At 48.1% G+C, this 18,984-nt stretch carries 13 protein-coding genes; 2 read left to right on the top strand and 11 right to left on the bottom strand.

The annotated features are described in order from the left end of the window. Window positions 1-166 precede the first annotated feature (166 nt). A complete protein-coding gene (locus OZ401_RS00325; RefSeq protein ID WP_341468713.1) occupies window positions 167-958 on the top strand; it encodes an AfsR/SARP family transcriptional regulator in 792 nt (263 codons plus the stop codon). A 71-nt stretch (window positions 959-1,029) separates the two neighbouring features. Here the strand turns inward: OZ401_RS00325 and thrS are convergent, their stop codons facing one another. Beyond that, entirely contained in the window at window positions 1,030-2,892 is a 1,863-nt protein-coding gene (gene thrS, locus OZ401_RS00320; protein ID WP_341468712.1) for a threonine--tRNA ligase, read from the bottom strand. Between the two features lie 562 nt (window positions 2,893-3,454). Between thrS and fabF the strand changes: the two genes are divergently transcribed. Beyond that, complete coding sequence (gene fabF, locus OZ401_RS00315) at window positions 3,455-4,699, top strand: beta-ketoacyl-ACP synthase II (RefSeq protein WP_341468711.1); 1,245 nt, start codon at window positions 3,455-3,457, stop codon at window positions 4,697-4,699. Window positions 4,700-4,746: 47 nt separating this feature from the next. On the opposite strand, the gene OZ401_RS00310 is transcribed toward fabF, so the two are convergent. From OZ401_RS00310 to OZ401_RS00265, 10 genes are all read right to left on the bottom strand, one after another. Next, window positions 4,747-5,133, bottom strand: a complete 387-nt coding sequence (locus OZ401_RS00310; protein ID WP_341468710.1) for a hypothetical protein — start codon at window positions 5,131-5,133, stop codon at window positions 4,747-4,749. Window positions 5,134-5,151: 18 nt separating this feature from the next. After that, entirely contained in the window at window positions 5,152-8,283 is a 3,132-nt protein-coding gene (locus tag OZ401_RS00305) for a tetratricopeptide repeat protein (RefSeq protein ID WP_341468709.1), read from the bottom strand. Between the two features lie 95 nt (window positions 8,284-8,378). After that, complete coding sequence (locus OZ401_RS00300) at window positions 8,379-9,569, bottom strand: hypothetical protein (RefSeq protein WP_341468708.1); 1,191 nt, start codon at window positions 9,567-9,569, stop codon at window positions 8,379-8,381. A 7-nt stretch (window positions 9,570-9,576) separates the two neighbouring features. Beyond that, window positions 9,577-11,826 carry a glutamate mutase L gene (locus OZ401_RS00295; protein ID WP_341468707.1) on the bottom strand — a complete coding sequence of 750 codons (2,250 nt, stop codon included), beginning with the start codon at window positions 11,824-11,826 and terminating at the stop codon, window positions 9,577-9,579. A gap of 4 nt (window positions 11,827-11,830) precedes the next feature. Further along, a complete protein-coding gene (locus OZ401_RS00290) occupies window positions 11,831-12,496 on the bottom strand; it encodes a hypothetical protein (RefSeq protein ID WP_341468706.1) in 666 nt (221 codons plus the stop codon). Further along, a complete protein-coding gene (locus OZ401_RS00285) occupies window positions 12,496-16,524 on the bottom strand; it encodes a zinc ribbon domain-containing protein (RefSeq protein WP_341468705.1) in 4,029 nt (1,342 codons plus the stop codon). The genes OZ401_RS00290 and OZ401_RS00285 overlap by 1 nt, the downstream gene beginning before the upstream one ends. 52 nt (window positions 16,525-16,576) lie before the next feature. Further along, the gene (locus OZ401_RS00280; RefSeq protein WP_341468704.1) at window positions 16,577-17,197 is read right to left on the bottom strand and encodes a hypothetical protein; all 621 of its coding nucleotides are present in this window, start codon (window positions 17,195-17,197) and stop codon (window positions 16,577-16,579) included. A gap of 6 nt (window positions 17,198-17,203) precedes the next feature. After that, the gene (locus OZ401_RS00275) at window positions 17,204-17,995 is read right to left on the bottom strand and encodes a DUF6754 domain-containing protein (RefSeq protein WP_341468703.1); all 792 of its coding nucleotides are present in this window, start codon (window positions 17,993-17,995) and stop codon (window positions 17,204-17,206) included. Beyond that, entirely contained in the window at window positions 17,995-18,507 is a 513-nt protein-coding gene (locus tag OZ401_RS00270) for a hypothetical protein (RefSeq protein ID WP_341468702.1), read from the bottom strand. The genes OZ401_RS00275 and OZ401_RS00270 overlap by 1 nt, the downstream gene beginning before the upstream one ends. Window positions 18,508-18,631: 124 nt before the next feature. Next, window positions 18,632-18,970, bottom strand: coding sequence for a hypothetical protein (locus OZ401_RS00265; RefSeq protein ID WP_341468701.1), 339 nt, complete (start codon window positions 18,968-18,970; stop codon window positions 18,632-18,634). Between the last annotated feature and the right edge of the window lie 14 nt (window positions 18,971-18,984).

Genomic DNA, 18,984 nt, shown 5'->3' with positions numbered 1-18,984 from the left:
TCTATTTCTATCCTAACGTTTAAAGCGTTACAAAAGCGTTACACAAAACAAATTGTTACATTTTTAACTATTGAATTTATGCTAAAATTGGTACATACTGGAATTAATGTTGCTTTTTTAGCGCAGTGCTACAAAGGAAACTATTGGTAAACTTGAGGTTTAATAAATGGCAGTGGTATGCAAAGTCAGAATGTTAGGAGATTTCCTAATTGTGATGGATAACCAGCCTCTAGCCCTTACCACTTCCTTAAGATTCAAGTCGTTGCTGGCATACCTGATTTTTTACTTCAATTCAACGCATTCACGCTTACAACTCGCCTCTCTTTTATGGCCTGAATCTTCCGAAGCACAAGGACTAGCCAATCTTCGAAGGTTGCTCTTTCGGTTACGTGCCGTTTTCCCAGAAGCAGAACAATTCCTCCGCATTGAGTATGCTCAAATAAAGTGGAATGGTGCTTACACACTGGAATTAGATACAGCCAGTTTTGAACAAGCAGTCGCATGTGCCGATAAAGAAGAGCATACCGGAAAGCAAGCTAAAGCCGTTCAGCACCTTGAACGAGCAGTAATACTATATCGTGGTGAATTGCTACCCGGCATTTATGACGACTGGATAATACTTGAGCGTGAACGACTCGCTGATATTTATTTCAGAACAGTCAGAAGGCTGGCGGTATATTATGAACAAATAAGAGACCACGTCACTGCTATCATGTATGCCGAATTATTACTCAAGCAAAACCGTTTGGATGAAGAAACCTATCGTATGCTTATGCGCTTGCAAGTTGCTTGCAACAAGCATGCAGAGGCAATCAATTATTATCGGTTATGCGCTGAAACGCTAAGACAAGAACTGGATATTACGCCTGATCCGGCAACTACTGCCTTGTATCAACAACTTTTAAGTCCCGTCTCTATTCCAAAGCAAACCGATGAGGGTGAAAAACCTTCACGCTAATAAGGTCTTGAGCAAACTTTTTATAGAAAAAAGCGGTAGGTTTTGCCTACCGCTCTACTTTTTCTGATATCTTAAAGCTCTGGAGAGCGTTTTACCACTCGCTCGTGTACACGCGCCACGAACTCATCCAGCGGCATGGAGCCTAAATCTTGGTTATTACGTAAACGCACTGCTACTGCGCCCTGCTCGGCTTCCTTATCGCCCACTACCAGCATATAAGGAATTTTCTGGAGTTGCGCCTTGCGTATCTTCTTCTGCATTGACTCGCGGGCATCGTCTAGTTCAACGCGCATACCGTTAATAGCATTCGGTATATCGGCGTTAAAGAGTGTCTCGTAAACCTTGCGAGCATACTCATTATGGCGGTCGGCGATAGGAATGACCACCGCTTGCACCGGAGCAAGCCACGTTGGGAATGCGCCTGCGAAATGCTCAATTAGGAAGGCAACGAAGCGTTCATGCGAACCAAGCGGTGCGCGGTGAATCACGTACACAGGGTGTTCCTTGCCGTCTTCGCCCGTATAAACCAAGCCGAATCGCTCTGTTGCGAGGAAGTCTAGCTGGTTGGTAGAAATAGCATACTCCGTACCGATAACACTCTTAATCATGAAGTCGATCTTCGGTCCGTAGAAAGCCGCTTCCCCCTCTGCCTCAATATAGGGTAAGCCCGATTCGTCCATCGCTTCTTTGACCACGTTCATGGCTTCGATCCATTTTTCTGGCTCGTTCACATACTTGTCCAGTTTGTTCAAATCCGGTTTAGAGAAGCGCATATAGTAATCATCAATGCCGAGCAATTTGTAATAACGCGAATGCAGGTTCATTACCCGCAAAAATTCCTCTTTGGCTTGATCGTAGCGGCAATAGATATGCGCATCGTTCTGTGCCATACCGCGCACACGCATCAAACCGGAGAGAGCGCCGCTCTGCTCGTAGCGATAAACCTGACCATACTCAGCCAAACGCAAGGGCAAGTCGCGGTAACTGTGCGGACGCGCCAGATAAATCTGGTGATGATGAGGGCAGTTCATCGGCTTGAGAAAATACTCCTCGTCGTCGATAATCATAGGCGCGTACATATCTTCGCGGTAAAAAGGCAAGTGACCTGAGCGGTAATAAAGCTGAGCTTTGGTAATATTGGGCGTAGAGATGCGATAGTAACCGTCCCGGCGTTCTTCTTCTTTCGACAATCTCTCCAACTCATCTCGCAGCACCGTACCATTAGGCATCCACAGGGGCAAACCCGGTCCAACCTCATCAGATATGACGAAAATATCCAGTTCTTGACCCAGTTTGCGATGGTCGCGCTTTTTAGCTTCTTCCAGTTGCCACAAATACTGATCAAGCTCTTCTTTGGTGGCAAAAGCCGCCCCGTACAGGCGTTGCAATTGCTTATTCTTCTCGTTGCCGCGCCAGTAAGCCCCCGCAATATTCATGAGCTTGAACGCGCCGATTTGTACCGTACTATTCACATGCGGACCGCGACACAAATCTACGAAATCGCCCGTTTTGTAGAAAGAAACACTGGTAACGCCCCCACTCGAATCCGTATCTACTACATCAGCATCGCCTGTCTCTTTGGCAACGGCGGTGCTACCCTTCTCCTTAAGTAATTGCAATAGCTCTACCTTATAGGCTTGCCCGCGCTTATCCATCTCGGCAATTGCATCATCAACGGGCAATTCCACGCGCTCAAATGGTAGTTTCTTATTTTTCAACTCGCGCATTTTCTGCTCGATTTTGCCCAAATCTTCGGGCGTAAGTTGCACCGGCAAATCCATATCATAGTAAAAGCCGTTCTTGACCGCCGGACCTACTCCGAAACGGGCATCGGGCCAGAGTTGCTGCACGGCAGCCGCCATCAAATGCGCGGCGGAGTGGCGCATCTGCATCAATTCAGACTCGGAAAGTTGCTTTTCGTTTTTTTGGCTCATTTTGATTACACCTCGTCTGTAATGGAGCGGCAGAGTAATTTTGCCTATAAAAACAAAAATCCCTTCGCCCTGTTTATCAAAACTGAACGAGGGACGAAAGGTTCAAAACACTTCCGTGGTTCCACCCTGCTTCCGCCTTTGCCCTAGCAAAGACGCTCTTTTATGCGGTAACGGGCATACCCGCGCTCTTTGGCATTTGCTTAGCGGAGCGACTCGCAGGTGGTTTTCGCCACATTTCCGGTTAAGGCAGTTTCCAGCTAAATACTCCCTCTCTCTGAAACCGGCACTTTGGTTAATTGTCCTGCTCAACGTTTCTAGATATTTTATTATTAGAAAAGTATAGCCAGCAGGACAATTGCTGTCAAGTGGAGTTTTTACCAACATGCCCGCCCACTTGAGTATAAACCCACCCGCCAAGACCATATAACGCCTAAATAGAAGCTAATTCGCAGAGAAAACAGGCAGCAAAAATGATTTGCGGGCTGTTTCATGGCTGTGCTATACTCCCCCTTGCAACCAAAAGCAGGAGATAAGCAAACCGATAGATTGGGGGAAATGTAGTTTGGCTACAAGAGTTGTTGTTACAGGTATGGGCGCAATCACCCCGCTAGGGCTAGATCTCGAAACCACTTGGAACGGGTTGGTGGAGGGCAAAAGCGGTATTGGCGCTATCACTCTATTCGATGCCTCCGAACATAAAACCAAAATCGCCGGGGAAGTCAAAAACTTTAACCCCGACAACTACAATATAGACCGCAAAGATGCCCGCAGAATGGATCGTTACGCTCTGTTCGCGCTGGCAGCCACCAAACAAGCCCTTGAACATTCCGGCTTGAAAATTGAAGATAACAACCGCAACCGGGTAGGCGTTATTGTGGGCAGCGGTATCGGCGGCATCGGTATTCTGAGCGATCAATTCAAAGTGCTACACGAAAAGGGTCCAACCCGTGTCAGCCCCTTCTTTATCCCCATGATGATTGCCAACATGGCAAGCGGGATGGTTGCAATTTACTATGGAGCGCGTGGCACCAATTTCTGCGTGGTCTCGGCTTGTTCAACCGGAGCGCATGCTATCGGGGAGGCGGGCGAAATCATCAAGCGGGGCGAAGCAGATGTAATGATAGCGGGTGGTAGCGAAGCGCCTATCGTGCCTATCTCGGTGGCAGGCTTCAACTCTATGACCGCGCTTAGCCGCAACAACGATGAACCACAGAAAGCCAGCCGCCCTTTCGATGCCAAACGCGACGGTTTTGTAATGGCTGAAGGAGCAGGAGTGCTGATACTAGAAGAATTGGAGCATGCTTTACAGCGGGGCGCCACTATCTACGGTGAATTGACCGGATACGGCAGCACCGATGATGCCGGCGATATTGTTCAGCCGGAAGAAACAGGTGATGGCGCTGCCCGTGCAATGACGCTGGCAATGGAACGCGCCAAGATCACCCCTGAACAGATAGATTACATCAACGCGCATGGCACTAGCACCCAGCTAAATGAAAAAGCCGAAACCGCTGCCATTAAACGGGCGATGGGTAAAACAGCTTACGAAGTTTCTATCAGTAGCACCAAATCTATGACCGGACATTTGTTAGGTGCGGCAGGTGCATTTGAAGCGATAGTCTGCCTGAAAGCCATTAACGAAGGGATTATACCCCCAACTATTAACTACGAGTTCCCAGACCCCAATTGTGACTTAGATATAACTCCCAACGTGGCAAAGAAAAAGCCCGTTCGCCATGCTATGTCGAATAGCTTTGGCTTTGGCGGGCACAACGTCTCAGTGATTCTCAGCAAATTTGAGAATTAGTCAAAAATAAATGATCCCCTTCTCCAGTACGGGAAGGGGATTTTTTTCTAATCTTCCTCAATTTCGATTTTGATAGAGGTGTCAGAACTTTCCTGAGTGCGAGCGCGGCGTGAACGTTCGAGTTCCTCCTGCGTCCTGATACGTTCCAACTGATAATCAATCACCTTACGCCAGCCTAGCAAAAATTCGCGTTGGGCGTTGCGGAACAAACGGCGGGCATCTTCGGGAATAGCATCATCAGTGGCATCACGTACGCGAAAAGCGATTTTATCAGAAAAGTCGCGCACCATTTCTGGCATGCGCTCAAAACCCCAGACGCGGTAGGGATCACCACTGCCGGTATCTCCACTATCATAATCATCAAAAACCTGCTCTTTTTTAGAAGAGGCTTTCGGTGCATCTACATCATCAATATCAATATGCTGGTCGCTCATAATTCACCTAAAATATAACTATTGTCTTGCTTTCAAACTCTGGAACGCTTGCAAATCGGCGATACCATGTTCATTATCATTTATAGCAATAAAAAGTTGTCCACGCAACTGGTATGCGGTGGCGTAAGTAGAACGCAACTCAATCGCCTTACTGAGAGCGTCTATCGATTCCATTATCATGCCTTGGTTCTTGTAGGCAAGACCCAAATTAAAATAACCATCGGCATCAGTCGGCTTCAGTTTAACATACTCGACAAATTCCTGAGCAGCCAGATGGTATTTCTCGCGAGAGGTATAAGCTACGCCCAAATTGTAGTGCGCATCGGCTTTCTGATCAAGGCTTGGTTCTGATGATAGAACAGCCTGAAACTGCTCGATGGATAGCTCAACCCTACCCGCCAACGCATAGGCGGAAGCCAGCAATTCGCGAATACGCAAGTCGTTGGGTGAGTAGGTAAGGGCGGTTTCGTACTGAGCAATAGCCGATTCGGCTTCAGCCTGTCGCTGGTAAATCTGACCAAGTGCCAGTAATGCTTCTACCGCATCAGGTTTGATACGGATAGCTTCATTGAGCGCATTAACTGCTTCCTGAGTTTGTCCCATTTGCAGATACACTCTGCCCAGAAAAATATAAGTGCTGTAATCGTTCGGGCGAATCCGCACCACTTCAGTAAATTGAAGAACTGCATCCTGAATCTGCTTGCGACCGAGGTAAATCATCGCCAGATTAAAACGAGCGTCTGCCGAATCTGGATCAATTCGGAAAGCGTTGATATAACAGGACATTGCCTGAGTCTCGTCTTTGGAACGGCGGTAAGCGTTGCCAAGCCAGAATTGAAGGCGCGCGCTGCGCGGGTTGCGTGTGGCGGCGTTCTTGATGAGATCGAAAGCATTTTTTTCGTCACCCAACTCCAAATAGAGGCGGCTCAAGCGGTTATAAACCTCTTCGGGCGCGTTAGGCAACTTCATGACATTCTGATAAATGGTAAAAGCTTGATTGAGCAGATTGGTCTCCTGATAAACCACGCCCATATATAACATCGCCTCAGCGTTATCCGGCTCTAGTTGCAAAGCTTTCTGGAAAGCTTCACGGGCTTCCGCGAATTGCTGGTTGCCCAGATAGCCGATACCTTGATTAATATAGTCCTGCGCGGTAGCTGGAGATAAAGCGGCGCGGGCGCGAGTGGCTTCCTTGAACTCTTCCTTGGCTAACTCAACCTGACCGCGTTGCTGATAAATTTCACCCTGTGCGTAGTGTGCCAACGCATAGAATGGGTCGCGCTCGGTACGACTCTGGCGCACCGCTTCTTTGAGCGACAGTACCGCACTTTCGAGGTCTTGTTGTTCACGCAGTAACAAGCCTAACATGTAATGGGCTTCTACCAGTGTATGATCAATCCGGATTGCTTCCTGCAATTCTGCAGAAGCTTGATGATAGCATTTTTCAGAATCATACAAACCGGATTGCGCTTGATGTAACCGGATGCGCCCCAAATCTACTCTGGCGCGAGCGTAATCGGGCTTAAGCCGCAACGCCTCGCCAATACGAGTAATGGCTTCCTCATAAAGTAGATGATTATCAGAATTATCTTGTTTGGGGGATGGCAAAGCCTTATTATCCGAACGATTCTGCTCAGATAGTTGCAATTCCTTCAGGTAAGATATACCCAACCCGCGGTAGGCTACGGCATAGCGTGGGTTAATCTTGATGGCATTCCCCAACTCGCGGCGGCACTTACCGAAATCACCCTTTTCCAGATAAGCCATCCCCAAGTTGTAACGAGCTACCGCCAGTTCAGGATTATCCCGTACCACCCCAATAAAGCTTTTAACCGCAAAATCGAGCTTGCCCTGTAACGCCAGTACAACCCCCATATTTACGCGAGCCTCAAATAACTGGCTATCAAGCGCCCATGCTTCCTGATAACAACGCAAGGCTTTCTCAAGTTGGTTGCAATAGTAATAAGCATTACCTAGGAAAAAATAGATAATGGCGCGCGCCACAGGATTTTCATAGCGTGGATAAACTTCGCTCATTATATTGGCGATGAGCGCCAAACTGAATTCATTGCGTGCCTGCTCGAATTTGCGCAAACCGTATGCGCCCAACCCCGATACGAAAGCATTGAAAGAAGAAGTGCTATGATGTACCGAATGTAGCCCCAGTTCAAAGCTGGATAAACACATTATCTGCATATCACCTGCGGGAGGTGGTGCATCTTCCAGCGAAGCCAGTATTTCAAATACTGGCACAAACTCGCGCCGAGTATGATAAGTGTTCCAACCCCAAATAACCACATGCGCCCGGTTCAGTTCGGCATGTTGCTTGGCAGTAACGGAGTCATCGGCGTAATCGGTTTTGAAAATCGCCAGATCGTCCACACCTGCCTGACTAATTGCCCGCCCGATTCCTTCCACTAAAAAAGCTGATATTTGACGCGCCCCGCTCACATACATCCAACGGTTTAAATAATCAGGGGGGGTGAATTTGTGGCGCGTCTTGCCTTCCTGTTGCGGCTCCCCTATTTCGTTAGTGGCAACCAACCTTGAATTGGTGCTAACCCCGGTAACAAGGCGAGAAACGGCAGTGGAATCGGCAGCAGCATACTGTGTAGCACTGCGATTCGGGCGAGTTGCCAATGGGGTGGAAGTAGCTAAGTTCAAGCCATTTCGGGCATAATTCTCAGGCAGAGCAGCGGCTCGTTTTTCTCCACGCAACGCCGCTACAGGCTGCGCCCGGCGTTTCTGTCGCAAGTTATCGAGAAAGCGGCTTCCGTGCAAGCTTTCTTCAAAAGGTAAGGTTTCATCCTCGTACTGAACAGGTTCGGAAAAGCGACGAAGTGGCAAACGCCGGATTGGCTCAGGTCGTAATACGCCATTATAGCCGCCATCCGGTTCTCTTTCTTGGCTAAATTCCGCTAGCGCAATAATAAATTTTCCGGTGGGCAACTTAGGAGGTGGCAGATTCAAAACCAGCCAAACCAGCAATACAATCGCCGCAATAAAAGTTCTGAATAGAAAGAAAGCGGGATTGCGAGGAAAGTTAAGCCAGTTGAAAATGTCGCTAAACGCAATAACAAGAGCCAGCACCATTACCGAGGTGGCAACTAAGGCAAAGCCTTTTCGTTTTGTTAACTGGTATAACTGCATTTTATCGCGTGAACCTGCTTACCCAAAAATATTACTGCCGTTGAGGTGGAAAGATTATAACTTAAATTGTCGTGTGCCGTAGCGGGGCAATGCGCCTAATATTGCTCCAGCACCTCCATATCAACGGCTGGAATCATTAGCTTTCTACCGCCACCCACTTCCACTTCCACCAAACGGTCGAGCGAATTAGCGCCCACATAACGACGCTGTGGTAAGTTTATAACCCTCCCTAATACGCCCAGATAAGTCGGATTGGTGAGCCTGACCAGCGAATTAATGCGCGGCAACTGTGCTTCAAGGCTTATATCGGTGGATGGATGCATATATTCTGAGCCAACCACGGCGATTACTTCAGGGCGTTGCCACCCACGCCGCAAGCGTGTTGTGCCATTTAGCGAAATTTGCAAACCGTTTTGATCTGTCAACATATCAAATGCCCGATTCGCCATAGGGCGTTGCCCAAATCCTTCGGTCAAGATCAGCGTAAAGGGGCAATCAAGGGGATTGACTTCGGCGGGAAACCGCCAGTTATTTTGTCCCACTTGATAAAAAGATTCGCGTTTACGATAATCCAAAAACTTGGTCATTTCTTCTTCGCGCATGCTTCCGGCAATGACACCTTTTACCCGAAATTCTACCGCCTTACGCAAAACCTCAGCCGTAACCACTGCCCCTGCCAACAAAATAAAATAGGTGCTACGTGCGTCTATACTTTCGGGACTCACCGATTGAATTGGGTCGGCTACCATGCTACGTAATACACCGTGAACCTCACCACCGAAACCAACCGCCCCTCGCAGGTAATTTGCCCTAGTTTCTATCTTTACACCGTAACCCGGCACAGTCTCGGAAACTACCCCTCGTACAAAGGCTTCCAACACTAAAGGTGTGGGCGAAGGATTCAGGCTTAAATAGCCGATTGCCTCATCATACGCGCTCAAGGTAGAGGCGAAAGGTGCGCGAAACTGCATGCCCCTAAACCCTTTTTTCTGGGCAATAATCTCTCCATCAGAAAGGCGATCGCTCACCTTTTTGAGCATCAGCTTAGTTACTTCCTTAGGAGGCATATCAAAATACTCGCTAAGATTGAATAAGCTAGGACGACCGGGCAAAAGAGTGCGTGCTACAGGCGTGTCATTATCCACCCGCTGACCCCCGGCAACAACTACCTCACCCACAAGCGGCAGATAGCGTTCCACCACTATAGGAATATTCCACGCCAACGTTGGGTAGGGGCGAAACGCCGGAACGGGGGTTGCTTGTTGGAAACGCATATTAACGCTCATAGTCCCACTATCTTTTCTTCTTGCCTTTTCCGGTCAATTCTCTTCGCAATAGCTCTTCAGGAGTTAGCTCTGAAAGGGCTGGCGGTTCTTCAGTTTTCTTCTTGGCTGGCGTGAAAGTTTTTTGCGGTTTTGTCTTCGCCAGCGGCTTTGGAGCAGGCGCGGCTTTCACTGGCTCTTTTTCAGACGGCGCTTTTGGTTCAGTCACGGGTTGAGAAGGTTGAGCTTTGCGAGTGGTCAAAGCCTTCAACGAATAACCCCCCTGAGTATCCTGCTCGGCTCTTTGGAGAGCATTGCGATAAGCGCTATACCAGCGTGCAACTGCTTCTTGCCGCTCATCTGAGTTAGAAGAAAAGTGTAAAGGGCGACCACGCGCATCAATAATCAACCCCACCGAACCGCCACTAATAAATTCTTGGCTACGTACCGGTACGCCTGCAGCGGCGCTACCGATTCTGAAACCAGGTGAAGGTACAATCTCAAGGGTTGCTTCTTCATCGGAATAAAAAGGAATAATTTCTATATCGCCGTATTTCACTTTCAATTCGCGAGTACGCCCAGAACGAGTATGCAAACTTATAGTTACGGCAAGGCTACCCGGTGAGGCATGCCCCAACGGTACAACTACCGAACCGAGTCGGTTAAGGCAATCATATTGGAATAGGTAAGCCGCTGCATTGGCGTTATAAGTTGCCAGCGTACCGGCAGTTGACATGAGCATTGTGGTATCAAGCTCTATATCAAGTAAGCCCGTTCCTGCACTTCCGGCAGGCTCAAAAGCATCCAACAACATCAATACTGCATGCCAAGGGTTAACATTTACCAAAGGACCACCCGCCCCGATAACCCGGTTATAATCCAGCCCTTTGGAACTCTGTTTGGATAGCATTATATAGTTACAGCGCAAAGCCTCACGCGCAAACGCGGCTTCGATATAACGCTCACGTTCATCGGCGGGAATAGATTTTGGGCGCAGGGTTTTGTTCAAGGCGTAATGGATTACCTCATCTTCAGTAATTTTAAAAGGAATCCAGCGTATTATCCTTGCTACCCCTGTTTGGGCTAGTACATTACTCAGCCCATAGCTTAAGCCAAAATCGCCCTGCACCATCGAGTTAAATTCTTCGGCGGTGGCATAAAACAGAGAAGTGTTGTTCCCGCCAATATCGGCGGTCAGAACCTTATTTCCCTCAATCTGATGCGCCAAATAGCGAGTCATCAAACCAACTGCACGACAGGTTGTATTTATCTGCCCACTCGATAATTGGGCAAGTTTCTGATAGCCCGGCAAGCCCGGCAAGAGCCTTTCCTGATATAGTAAGGAAAGTTGGTTCTGAAGAGGTTCAAGATTCTCCCGCTCATGGACGGGTCTGATATTATCTACGAGGAAACACTCCAACTGCCCTGCCATTTTCTCCAGCAGAGCATCATGCGCTTTTGAATTACCAGCAAATATAAGGGTAGGCGCTTTATGAGATACGCCAGTTGCCATTGCCAGTACTGCTTCTTGGCGATTAGCTTCAAGCAACACATCGAGCAAATCCAATAAAGGTTGGTAAGAAGCGCTATCCACGCCACCGCTCATTACGATAAAGTTGGGGCTTAATCTCCGCAATTTGGCGATTTGCCGCTCACGCCAATGTCGCAACGTGCGGTCACCGGCTAGGCTTATGCCTTTTTGTTTCTTTTTTGTACGTTTGCTGACTAAATCTTCCTGCGCGCTACCAAAAATAGGCGGTCTGGCAGTGGAACCCTTAAAAGGATTAAATTCGGCTTCAGGATTATCAAAATCAATCTCGACGGTAGTAAAATCGGTTTCAGGGTCAAAGTCATCACCGTAATCATCAAGACTGATAGTATCCAACACGGTGGTATAAGTGGAATGGCTACCACGTGCCGCAGCCTCAGCCGATTCATTTTTTACCAAACCAGCGGCAACTAACCGCAAAGATTCGGCAGCGCTACTACTTGCCAAGAAAGCATCTACGCCAGTACGGTCATCTTCTTGTGGTATCAGAATACGCCCGTTAGAAATAAGTTTTCGACCGGTGCTGGCTTCAATCGAAGCGATGGCGTTCATGATTCCGACAGTTACATCCATAAATGGGGCTTCGGCAGTGCTAGGCGCTTCGCCGCGAGCTATAAAGCGATAGGCAGTATCGACGATTTCTATCAAAACCACGCGGGTTACATTGCTGCCGCAATCCGCTACCAACGCCGACTCAATTTGCCCCGCCAGCATTTGACGACTGGAAAACACCGGATCAGCCTCCTAATTTGATAAGAAACATCAGCCGATCTATCAAAGCCGCAAAATAAGTCAGGAATACTGACCCAAAAATTGCGCCAAAGGCTAGCATTAAAGACCAGCGCCCCAACAAACGCACTATCACCCCTGCTTGAGCAGTACCACTTTCTTCAGGGTTCTTACGAATGGTAAACTGGAAATAAGCCAGCGAAAGCAACACACCTGCTACCAGCACAATATTGCCGAGAATATCCCAGCTATTCGACCCCGCGCCCCCACGCAGATTAACAATTGTTTGCCCAACCTGCGGAACTAGAGTGCCGAATACTGCACCTGCCAATGCCAGCGCAGAAACCGTACCGATTACCAACGCCATTATGAGATTATGGAGAGAGCGAGTGGCGCGTCCTACTCTAACCAGCAAAAGTGCGCCCAGAACTAGCGGAATTGCAAAGGTTAAAACGGTAGCTAAGGTGGGTGAACCTCCGGCAGTTTCCTGTCGTACAGAATCAAACGCCGGAATAATAATTCCAAATATTATTTGTAAAGTAGACCAACCGATACTAACCCCCACCAGCAGATATTCGGCAATCCGGAACAGCACATTGTCGCCTACCAGATAGCTATATATCATCAGTGTCAGTACCACCGCAATACCTGTTCCTAGGCTTGACCAATCCATCAGGCAGACCCCCGTCGTTTCCTTAACTCAGTCGATAAGTAAACCACGTTCACTACAATAATTATCAAGACCAACCCCAACGCTGCAAAAGTTTGCGCATTTAGGCGTTGGAGCAAATTCAGATTCCGATCTGAAGAAATATTACGGTCAAGCAGTAACTGCTGATATTGCGCCGCACCGTTCAATCCCGTTAGCAAAGCTTGTGGTCTGGTAAACTTGCCGATGGTTTGCGTGTCCGCAGCAGGAGGACCAAACACATAAGGCTGCGCGAAAGGTTCGACTGCCGAGGGAGTTACCAATAACAGTCGGGCATTTGGCTGAATACTTAATTGCTCGACCCATGAACGTACACTGCCGTCATTCCCAGCCAGCACAATTATCATGTCAAAATCTTGTAAACCGTTAATCCCTTGCATCACCGGGTAACTGGATGCCTGTGCGCCTTTCTTGTAATCGGGCAAAGCGCCGATATTTGAGAAAAGGCTGCGCAAAGCGGCTTCATTGCCGGAACGGTAGCCTAGATTCAAATAGCCGATTCCATATTCGTAAAGACGAGTGGCGCTATTACCATATTCAGGGCGAGTAGCAAGTTCGTTCAGAATTTGGCTGGCAAGGGCAGGTCCTTGTGGGTTCAAACTAACCGTCACAATGCGCGAACGTTTCGCCATAACATGCTGGGTCACACTCTGAGATAGGCTTCGCATTTCGCCGTTTACTTCAGCATCCCAATCATAAGCCAGCAACACCTTCTGATTTGGTTGCAGACTTTCAACCGCAGTAAAGAAATTGAGGGTAGAAGGCTGAATATTAATAGAGGCATCTTTTAGCGGTGTTAACAGAATACCAAGCAACGCCGCCAGTAACAGCACCATAAAACCTGCGTATCTTATCAAGATAGCTTGGCTGATGAGCGGTTTTTTCTGCTCTTTTTTATCCTCAACTGCTATTTTATGTGGGGAGGATAGCAAAGTATTAAGCACCTCTGCACCAGCCAACGTTATCGGTATAGTCACTAAAGGAAGGCTACCGACAAGTTTAACCGAATCGGTAAGTTGATCTGGTTCTTCAGTTACAGTCGGACCAACAGTGCGCAACCAAGCGGGTAATTGCCCAGGCACAAATTCTGCCGGGGTGGGCTGAGTCAGGGGTTGAGCAGGCGCAACAACAGCAGGTTGGGATTGTTGTACCAACCATGATGGTACATCTAGGTCACCGAGGAAGTTCTGACCTTCTATTTCAAAAGGAGTAGCAACCTCCACCTGTGGCATTTGCAAATTTGGCTGGAGAGTACCAACGTCCGCCACTTGAGCGATACCCTTAAGATTTGCCGTATCATCTTTTAACCAATCCGGTATTTCAGAGAGCGGCATGGGTATTTCAGGCTCAGGTTCAGGCTCAGGTTTCTTTTCGGTATTGAGCCATTCCGGAGTTGTCACGGGCAATTGTTCATCATCGCCCAGCAGCGCGATTTCACGCAATAATGCGCCTATCTGGGACTCTTGCGCAACCGGAGTCGCCGCAGCGGTATTTGCAACAGGAGCTTCAGTTTTATCCTTGAGCCATTCCGGTATATTTTCAAGCTGCTCATCCAAAGCGTAAGAGCCTACCTGCGAATAGGTTTTAGGCGCTTCTTCCGCTTTACGAGATGGAGCAGTACCTTGCATCATAGATTTGAGCCACTCAGGTGGTTCTTCCTCACCTGCCTGACCTTGCGGATGTTCAAATTCACCTAGCCATTCCGGAATTTCAGAACTAGAAGTACTTGACGCATCCACAACTGTATGAGATGACTCGTCAACTTCTGGTTCTGTCTCCACAAAATGAGCAAGGTCAAACGGTTCTAATTTATCTTCAGCAGACTCTGGCTGAGTGTCAGGGGCGGCAGTAGCGCTTTCAGAAATAGGCGATTGTAACCACTCCGGCATTTGCTCAGCCGGTTTAGCGGTGGCTTGCACGTCAACATCGCCCAACCACTGCGGATACTCTTCGGTGGGTACAGGGGCAATGGTTTTTTCTTCTGGTAGCTCTTCTTTTAAACCCTTTAGCCAATCCGGTATCTCTTCTTCAACAGAAGTAGGTTCAGACGGTGAGATTTCACCTAGCCAATCGGGTATAGCTTCTTCTTCCTGTGCTTGCTTCTCAGTTTGGACTCCGGTTGTAAGCCAATCCGGCATTACTCCGGGTGGAGGTGTAACTGGCTCATCGCCAATTTCGGCTTTCAACCATGCTGGCAGTTCATCAAGGGTTTCTTGACTTCCGGTTGCTTTTATCTCACTACTCAGCCATTCCGGCATATCAAGAGAGGCTACTTGCTCAATCAGGTTTTCCTCAGACGAGGCAGCTTCCGGCAAATTTACAGGACTATCCGATATTTGTTGTATATCCAAATCGGCAAGGCTGAATTCTTCGGTGGGGCGTTGATGTATATCAATTAACGGAGGTGTAGTTATATCCTCCGAAGATTTTACCTCTTGTAACAACATCTCAGGACCGGCAAGTTCGTTAGTCTGTCGCAACAATTCACGCATCGAAAGCGGTCTTGTTTCATCTGTAGATTCTGCTGAAACAGCGGCTTCCTCTACCCATTGGGGCTTATCGGCATCAAACTCATCAGTATGAATAAACTTTTGGCGCGCTATTTGCTGTTCAGCAACAGGGTTGAAAGGCGCAAGCGTTATTTCGGCTTTAGTAGGAGCAGATGGTGTGTAATTTGGAAGAACCAGCCCTCTAAGCCATGGAGCAACACCTTCACCCCAAGGTGGTACATTATTAGCATCAGGCTGCCCCGAAGCAGTTTCTTTTGATAGAGTGGTTGCACTCTCTTCAACATTTTCTTCTTCTATAAACAGTTCTTCCAACGGTGGTAGCGACTCTGAATCTAACAACTCTGAAGTGCTATTCTTCCTAACCACTCCAGCCACATTAGGCTGACTCAAATCGGGGAGTTCTTCAAGCTCAAAAGTGTCAAGACCGAGTAATTTTCGGGCGAGAGATTTGGGATCGCCTTCTTCAAATGCCTCTTCGAGAGCTTTTTCAAGTTCAACATCGCCAAAAATGCCCGACTTTCCGCTTGCAGAATCTGGTTCAGTTTGGTTACGGTTGAGCCATTCCGGCGCATCTCTTAAAGGGCGAGGCTGTTTTTCGGTCTGGGAGAACAAACCTTCCGTAGGCTCTACCAGTTCGTCGGTTTGGTGTGGGAAAGGAACGAAAACCGGCTGATCGCGCAAACGGCTGGAGGTGCGATTTTCTTGCTTTTCCGAGGAAGGTGCAGTAAGGTCGCGCAACCATTCAGGTACGCCACTATCCAAATCTTCGGTATCGGATACTCTACTGCTACCGGTAGCAAACCCTCTTTCAGACGGGGATAATTCAAAGGGTAATACTTCAGCAGAATTGAAAGTTCCCGTTTCTTCCGGCGAGAAGGCTTCAAGTGTAGAGTTTTGCTCTATATTTGAACTGTGAAAAACTGATTCACCGGAAGGCTGTGCCATAGATAACCAATCTGGCAATTCACCGGTCTGTGGCAGGTTCGAGCGACGAAGTGGTGGGGCTGCAACCGGACGCTCTTCCGGTGGAATTTCCTCAACTGGCAAGCGTAATTCCTCGGCAAGTAGCCCAAAATCTTCCGGTGCAAAAGCGGGCAAATCCAAATTTAGTTCTTCCAGCGCAACAGATTCTTCCTCCACTGGTGAAAAATCGGTGGGTTTGGGTAAATCACTCCTTAGGGCGCTGAAAGAATCAAAGGACTCGGTATGTGAGGATTCGTTACCTTTTTCCTGACGTTTTTTAGCAGCCGCTTCGGCAAAACGCGAGAGCCTACGGTTAGCAGTAGGAGTCTCTTGTCCGAACTGCTGCAAGTTCACCCGCCCTCCAAGAGTAGGTGTTTCTTGATTTCCTAACTGGCTTTCATCTTTCTTCGCTTTTATACGCGGAAGTGGCGTGCCACAATTCTGGCATAGGGTAGCAGTAGGCAAATTTATTTGCCCACACGCCTGGCATTTATTAACCTGTTCAGCCCGGTCAGACATAAAGTTACCCGAATCCCGTTTGCTACTTCATAAAACGCCTTTGGGCAAATTTTCAGCCCAGATAGCGATTATCCACGCCCAGAATATAACGTAAACTAGTTGCAATTGCTCCTAAAGCCGCCCCGATTAGCACGCCGCGCAACACTCCCATAACCGGGTAATTCTGGAACCAGTGCGCAAGGTCACTTAAACCGCCGAATGGTTGTAACGCAACTTGCCCTAACAATACAATCAAAGCGCCCACCATCATCAAAGTAGACTCTACTGTTCCTATTCTTAAAGCTTTTACCGCTGCTGAAACCATTAGGAACGCCAAAAGAGAAAACAAAGTGGTCGAAAGCGGTTGATAAATATACTGGTATATCCAGTTTGTAACATCATCTTGCAGATTTGTGACTCGTCCGATTATACCGGCAATAAGCACGCCCCCGGCGCTCAAAAGCAAGATTAGGCTGTAAACATAGCCCGATTCGCGCTTTAGTACTCGCCCAAAATGGACTCGTACTACGTTACCCAGTCCAACCAGCACAGCAAACGCCATAATAATAGAAGCCCAAAGCCCCAACAGTGAGGCAAAGCCCTCTACTACATTACTGGTGAAAAAATCGATTAAAACCAGAGCTGCACTCAGGTAAATAATGATTATTGGTATATATAAACCGGGTTTGCGCATAAGCTATTACCGTAAAAATAAATCCCCAACATTAAATCCGAGAGTTGCCGCCACTACACCTCCCAGAATGCCGATAATTATCAAAATTCGGAATAAATCTTGCACTTGAAGCGAGGCTAGTTGAGCCGGCTTACGGCTGAGATACGCAGGCGCAGCATATACTTCTTCGCCCAGCAGCGTATTTTCAAAACCGGCGCTGGCAATCGCCAAAGGCATTGCTTGTGTACTGGTAGTGCCTACCACCTGCGGAATATCCCGCCGATTTGCCGTGTCACCCACCAACAGATATTCAGGACCTATCCGCCCTATCAAGGCACTGCCACTAATGTTCGGCTCTGCGATTATCGATGCAAGCCCTGCCGCAAAAGCAGCGCTTTGTTGCTGAGTAATAAAACGGGTTTGATCAGGCTTATAATCCTGAAGGCGACCCGCCTGAACGTATTCGGCATCGGAGGTAGCGGCTGCCATCAAATAAGTAATCGAGTCGTTAGTGGTGGTGATTACATTCCCTTTACTGCGTGCTGCCACTTGTTGCACCGAGGATAAAGCGCTGATTCCACTAAGGGTTTCAGCAGTCCCGGCTTCACCTTCCAAGCCACCGTTCCCAACCGAAAAATGCACTTTTGAGCCGGTTTCAACTGTGCGCTGAACCATCAGACGCAACCGATTCAAGCCCGTTAAAGGGCGTAAATTAACAGTGCGCTTTCGTTCCAGTTGCGCCCAGATATAGAAATATAAGATTACGAATACCAGTATAATAACTATTGAAAGCAGCGTACCACCGGATAAGCCTGCCATTATTTCTTACCTCTTTGTTGCTGCGCCAACCGTTCCAGCTTGTAAACCAGCCGATCAAGGTTGGAGCGTTTTTCCAGCAATTTACTCCAGCGCCCGGTCGGATCGTTCAAACCGAAAGCGGTACGGGTAAGGGGCTGCAGCGCCAGTAAAAACTGGCTTCCGAAAAAACTTAAAGGACGGTTTGTGGCGAAAAACAGGCGCGCCGCGGAGTTCAACCCAGCGCGGTGAAACCAGTCTGCCATTTTATCCAGTTCAAGTTCCTCATCGAAAGGTTGAGATTGAGTCCCGCCTGTAGCAGCGAGAGTGATAAGGCTGTCAGGTAACGAAACGGGTTCGTTGTTGCGAAATTCATTTACCAAATGAGCCGGTAAACGCACCATTAGCCCACCAGCCTCACTGGCATGGCGAGCTTGGGATTCGCTTATTGCGCCCAGTTCAAGGAGTCGCTGTGCTTGCGCGGGGGTAGCCTGTATAGTTATAAAGCTTTCCCCAGTTTTTTCGCTATTTCTCATTAAGCAATTGCGACGGGCTTAAGTTGCCTCAAACCTGAAATAAAGACCAATAAATATTTGTTATGTTAATACGTCTTAGCCTTATGATACCATATTTTGAGGCTTTGTAAATGGTTAATGCCTACTAAATAATTGGAAAATGCTCTTCCAGAGTATTACGCAATTTCTCAAGCAAAGCAGAGTCGGGAGGAAATGGAAGATAGAGAGCGCGAAACACTGCGGCGCGTGATTCAAGCGGAATTAGCCAGAAACCTCCGGCAGTTTCGCGGCAGCCACCGAAATCCAACCATTTATATTGGCGGTTGAATAACTTGAAACCGCGCTGGATGGTTATGCCAGCAGCATCTATCCGGTAATAACTTGGAGTAAAAAAGGGGAGTAAAGTAAATAAAAGAGCTAATGCCAGCACTCCTGCCACCATTAGCGGCAGGCTAATCACCAACACCAGCCATATTACTGTCAATAAGGCTAATACTA

It is taken from the genome of Candidatus Chlorohelix allophototropha (assembly GCF_030389965.1).
Taxonomy (GTDB): Bacteria; Chloroflexota; Chloroflexia; order Chloroheliales; family Chloroheliaceae; genus Chlorohelix; species Chlorohelix allophototropha.
The sequence above is the reverse complement of the archived record's forward strand: the minus strand, read 5'-3'. Positions and strand labels throughout refer to the sequence as shown.

Bases quoted from the DNA above. Each gene is read 5' to 3' on its own strand.
- OZ401_RS00325 (WP_341468713.1), top strand. From the start codon at position 167: ATGGCAGTGGTATGCAAAGTCAGAATGTTAGGAGATTTCCTAATTGTG.
- thrS (WP_341468712.1), bottom strand. From the start codon at position 2,892: ATGAGCCAAAAAAACGAAAAGCAACTTTCCGAGTCTGAATTGATGCAG.
- OZ401_RS00310 (WP_341468710.1), bottom strand. From the start codon at position 5,133: ATGAGCGACCAGCATATTGATATTGATGATGTAGATGCACCGAAAGCC.
- OZ401_RS00305 (WP_341468709.1), bottom strand. From the start codon at position 8,283: ATGCAGTTATACCAGTTAACAAAACGAAAAGGCTTTGCCTTAGTTGCC.
- OZ401_RS00300 (WP_341468708.1), bottom strand. From the start codon at position 9,569: ATGAGCGTTAATATGCGTTTCCAACAAGCAACCCCCGTTCCGGCGTTT.
- OZ401_RS00290 (WP_341468706.1), bottom strand. From the start codon at position 12,496: ATGGATTGGTCAAGCCTAGGAACAGGTATTGCGGTGGTACTGACACTG.
- OZ401_RS00285 (WP_341468705.1), bottom strand. From the start codon at position 16,524: ATGTCTGACCGGGCTGAACAGGTTAATAAATGCCAGGCGTGTGGGCAA.
- OZ401_RS00280 (WP_341468704.1), bottom strand. From the start codon at position 17,197: ATGCGCAAACCCGGTTTATATATACCAATAATCATTATTTACCTGAGT.
- OZ401_RS00275 (WP_341468703.1), bottom strand. From the start codon at position 17,995: ATGGCAGGCTTATCCGGTGGTACGCTGCTTTCAATAGTTATTATACTG.
- OZ401_RS00270 (WP_341468702.1), bottom strand. From the start codon at position 18,507: ATGAGAAATAGCGAAAAAACTGGGGAAAGCTTTATAACTATACAGGCT.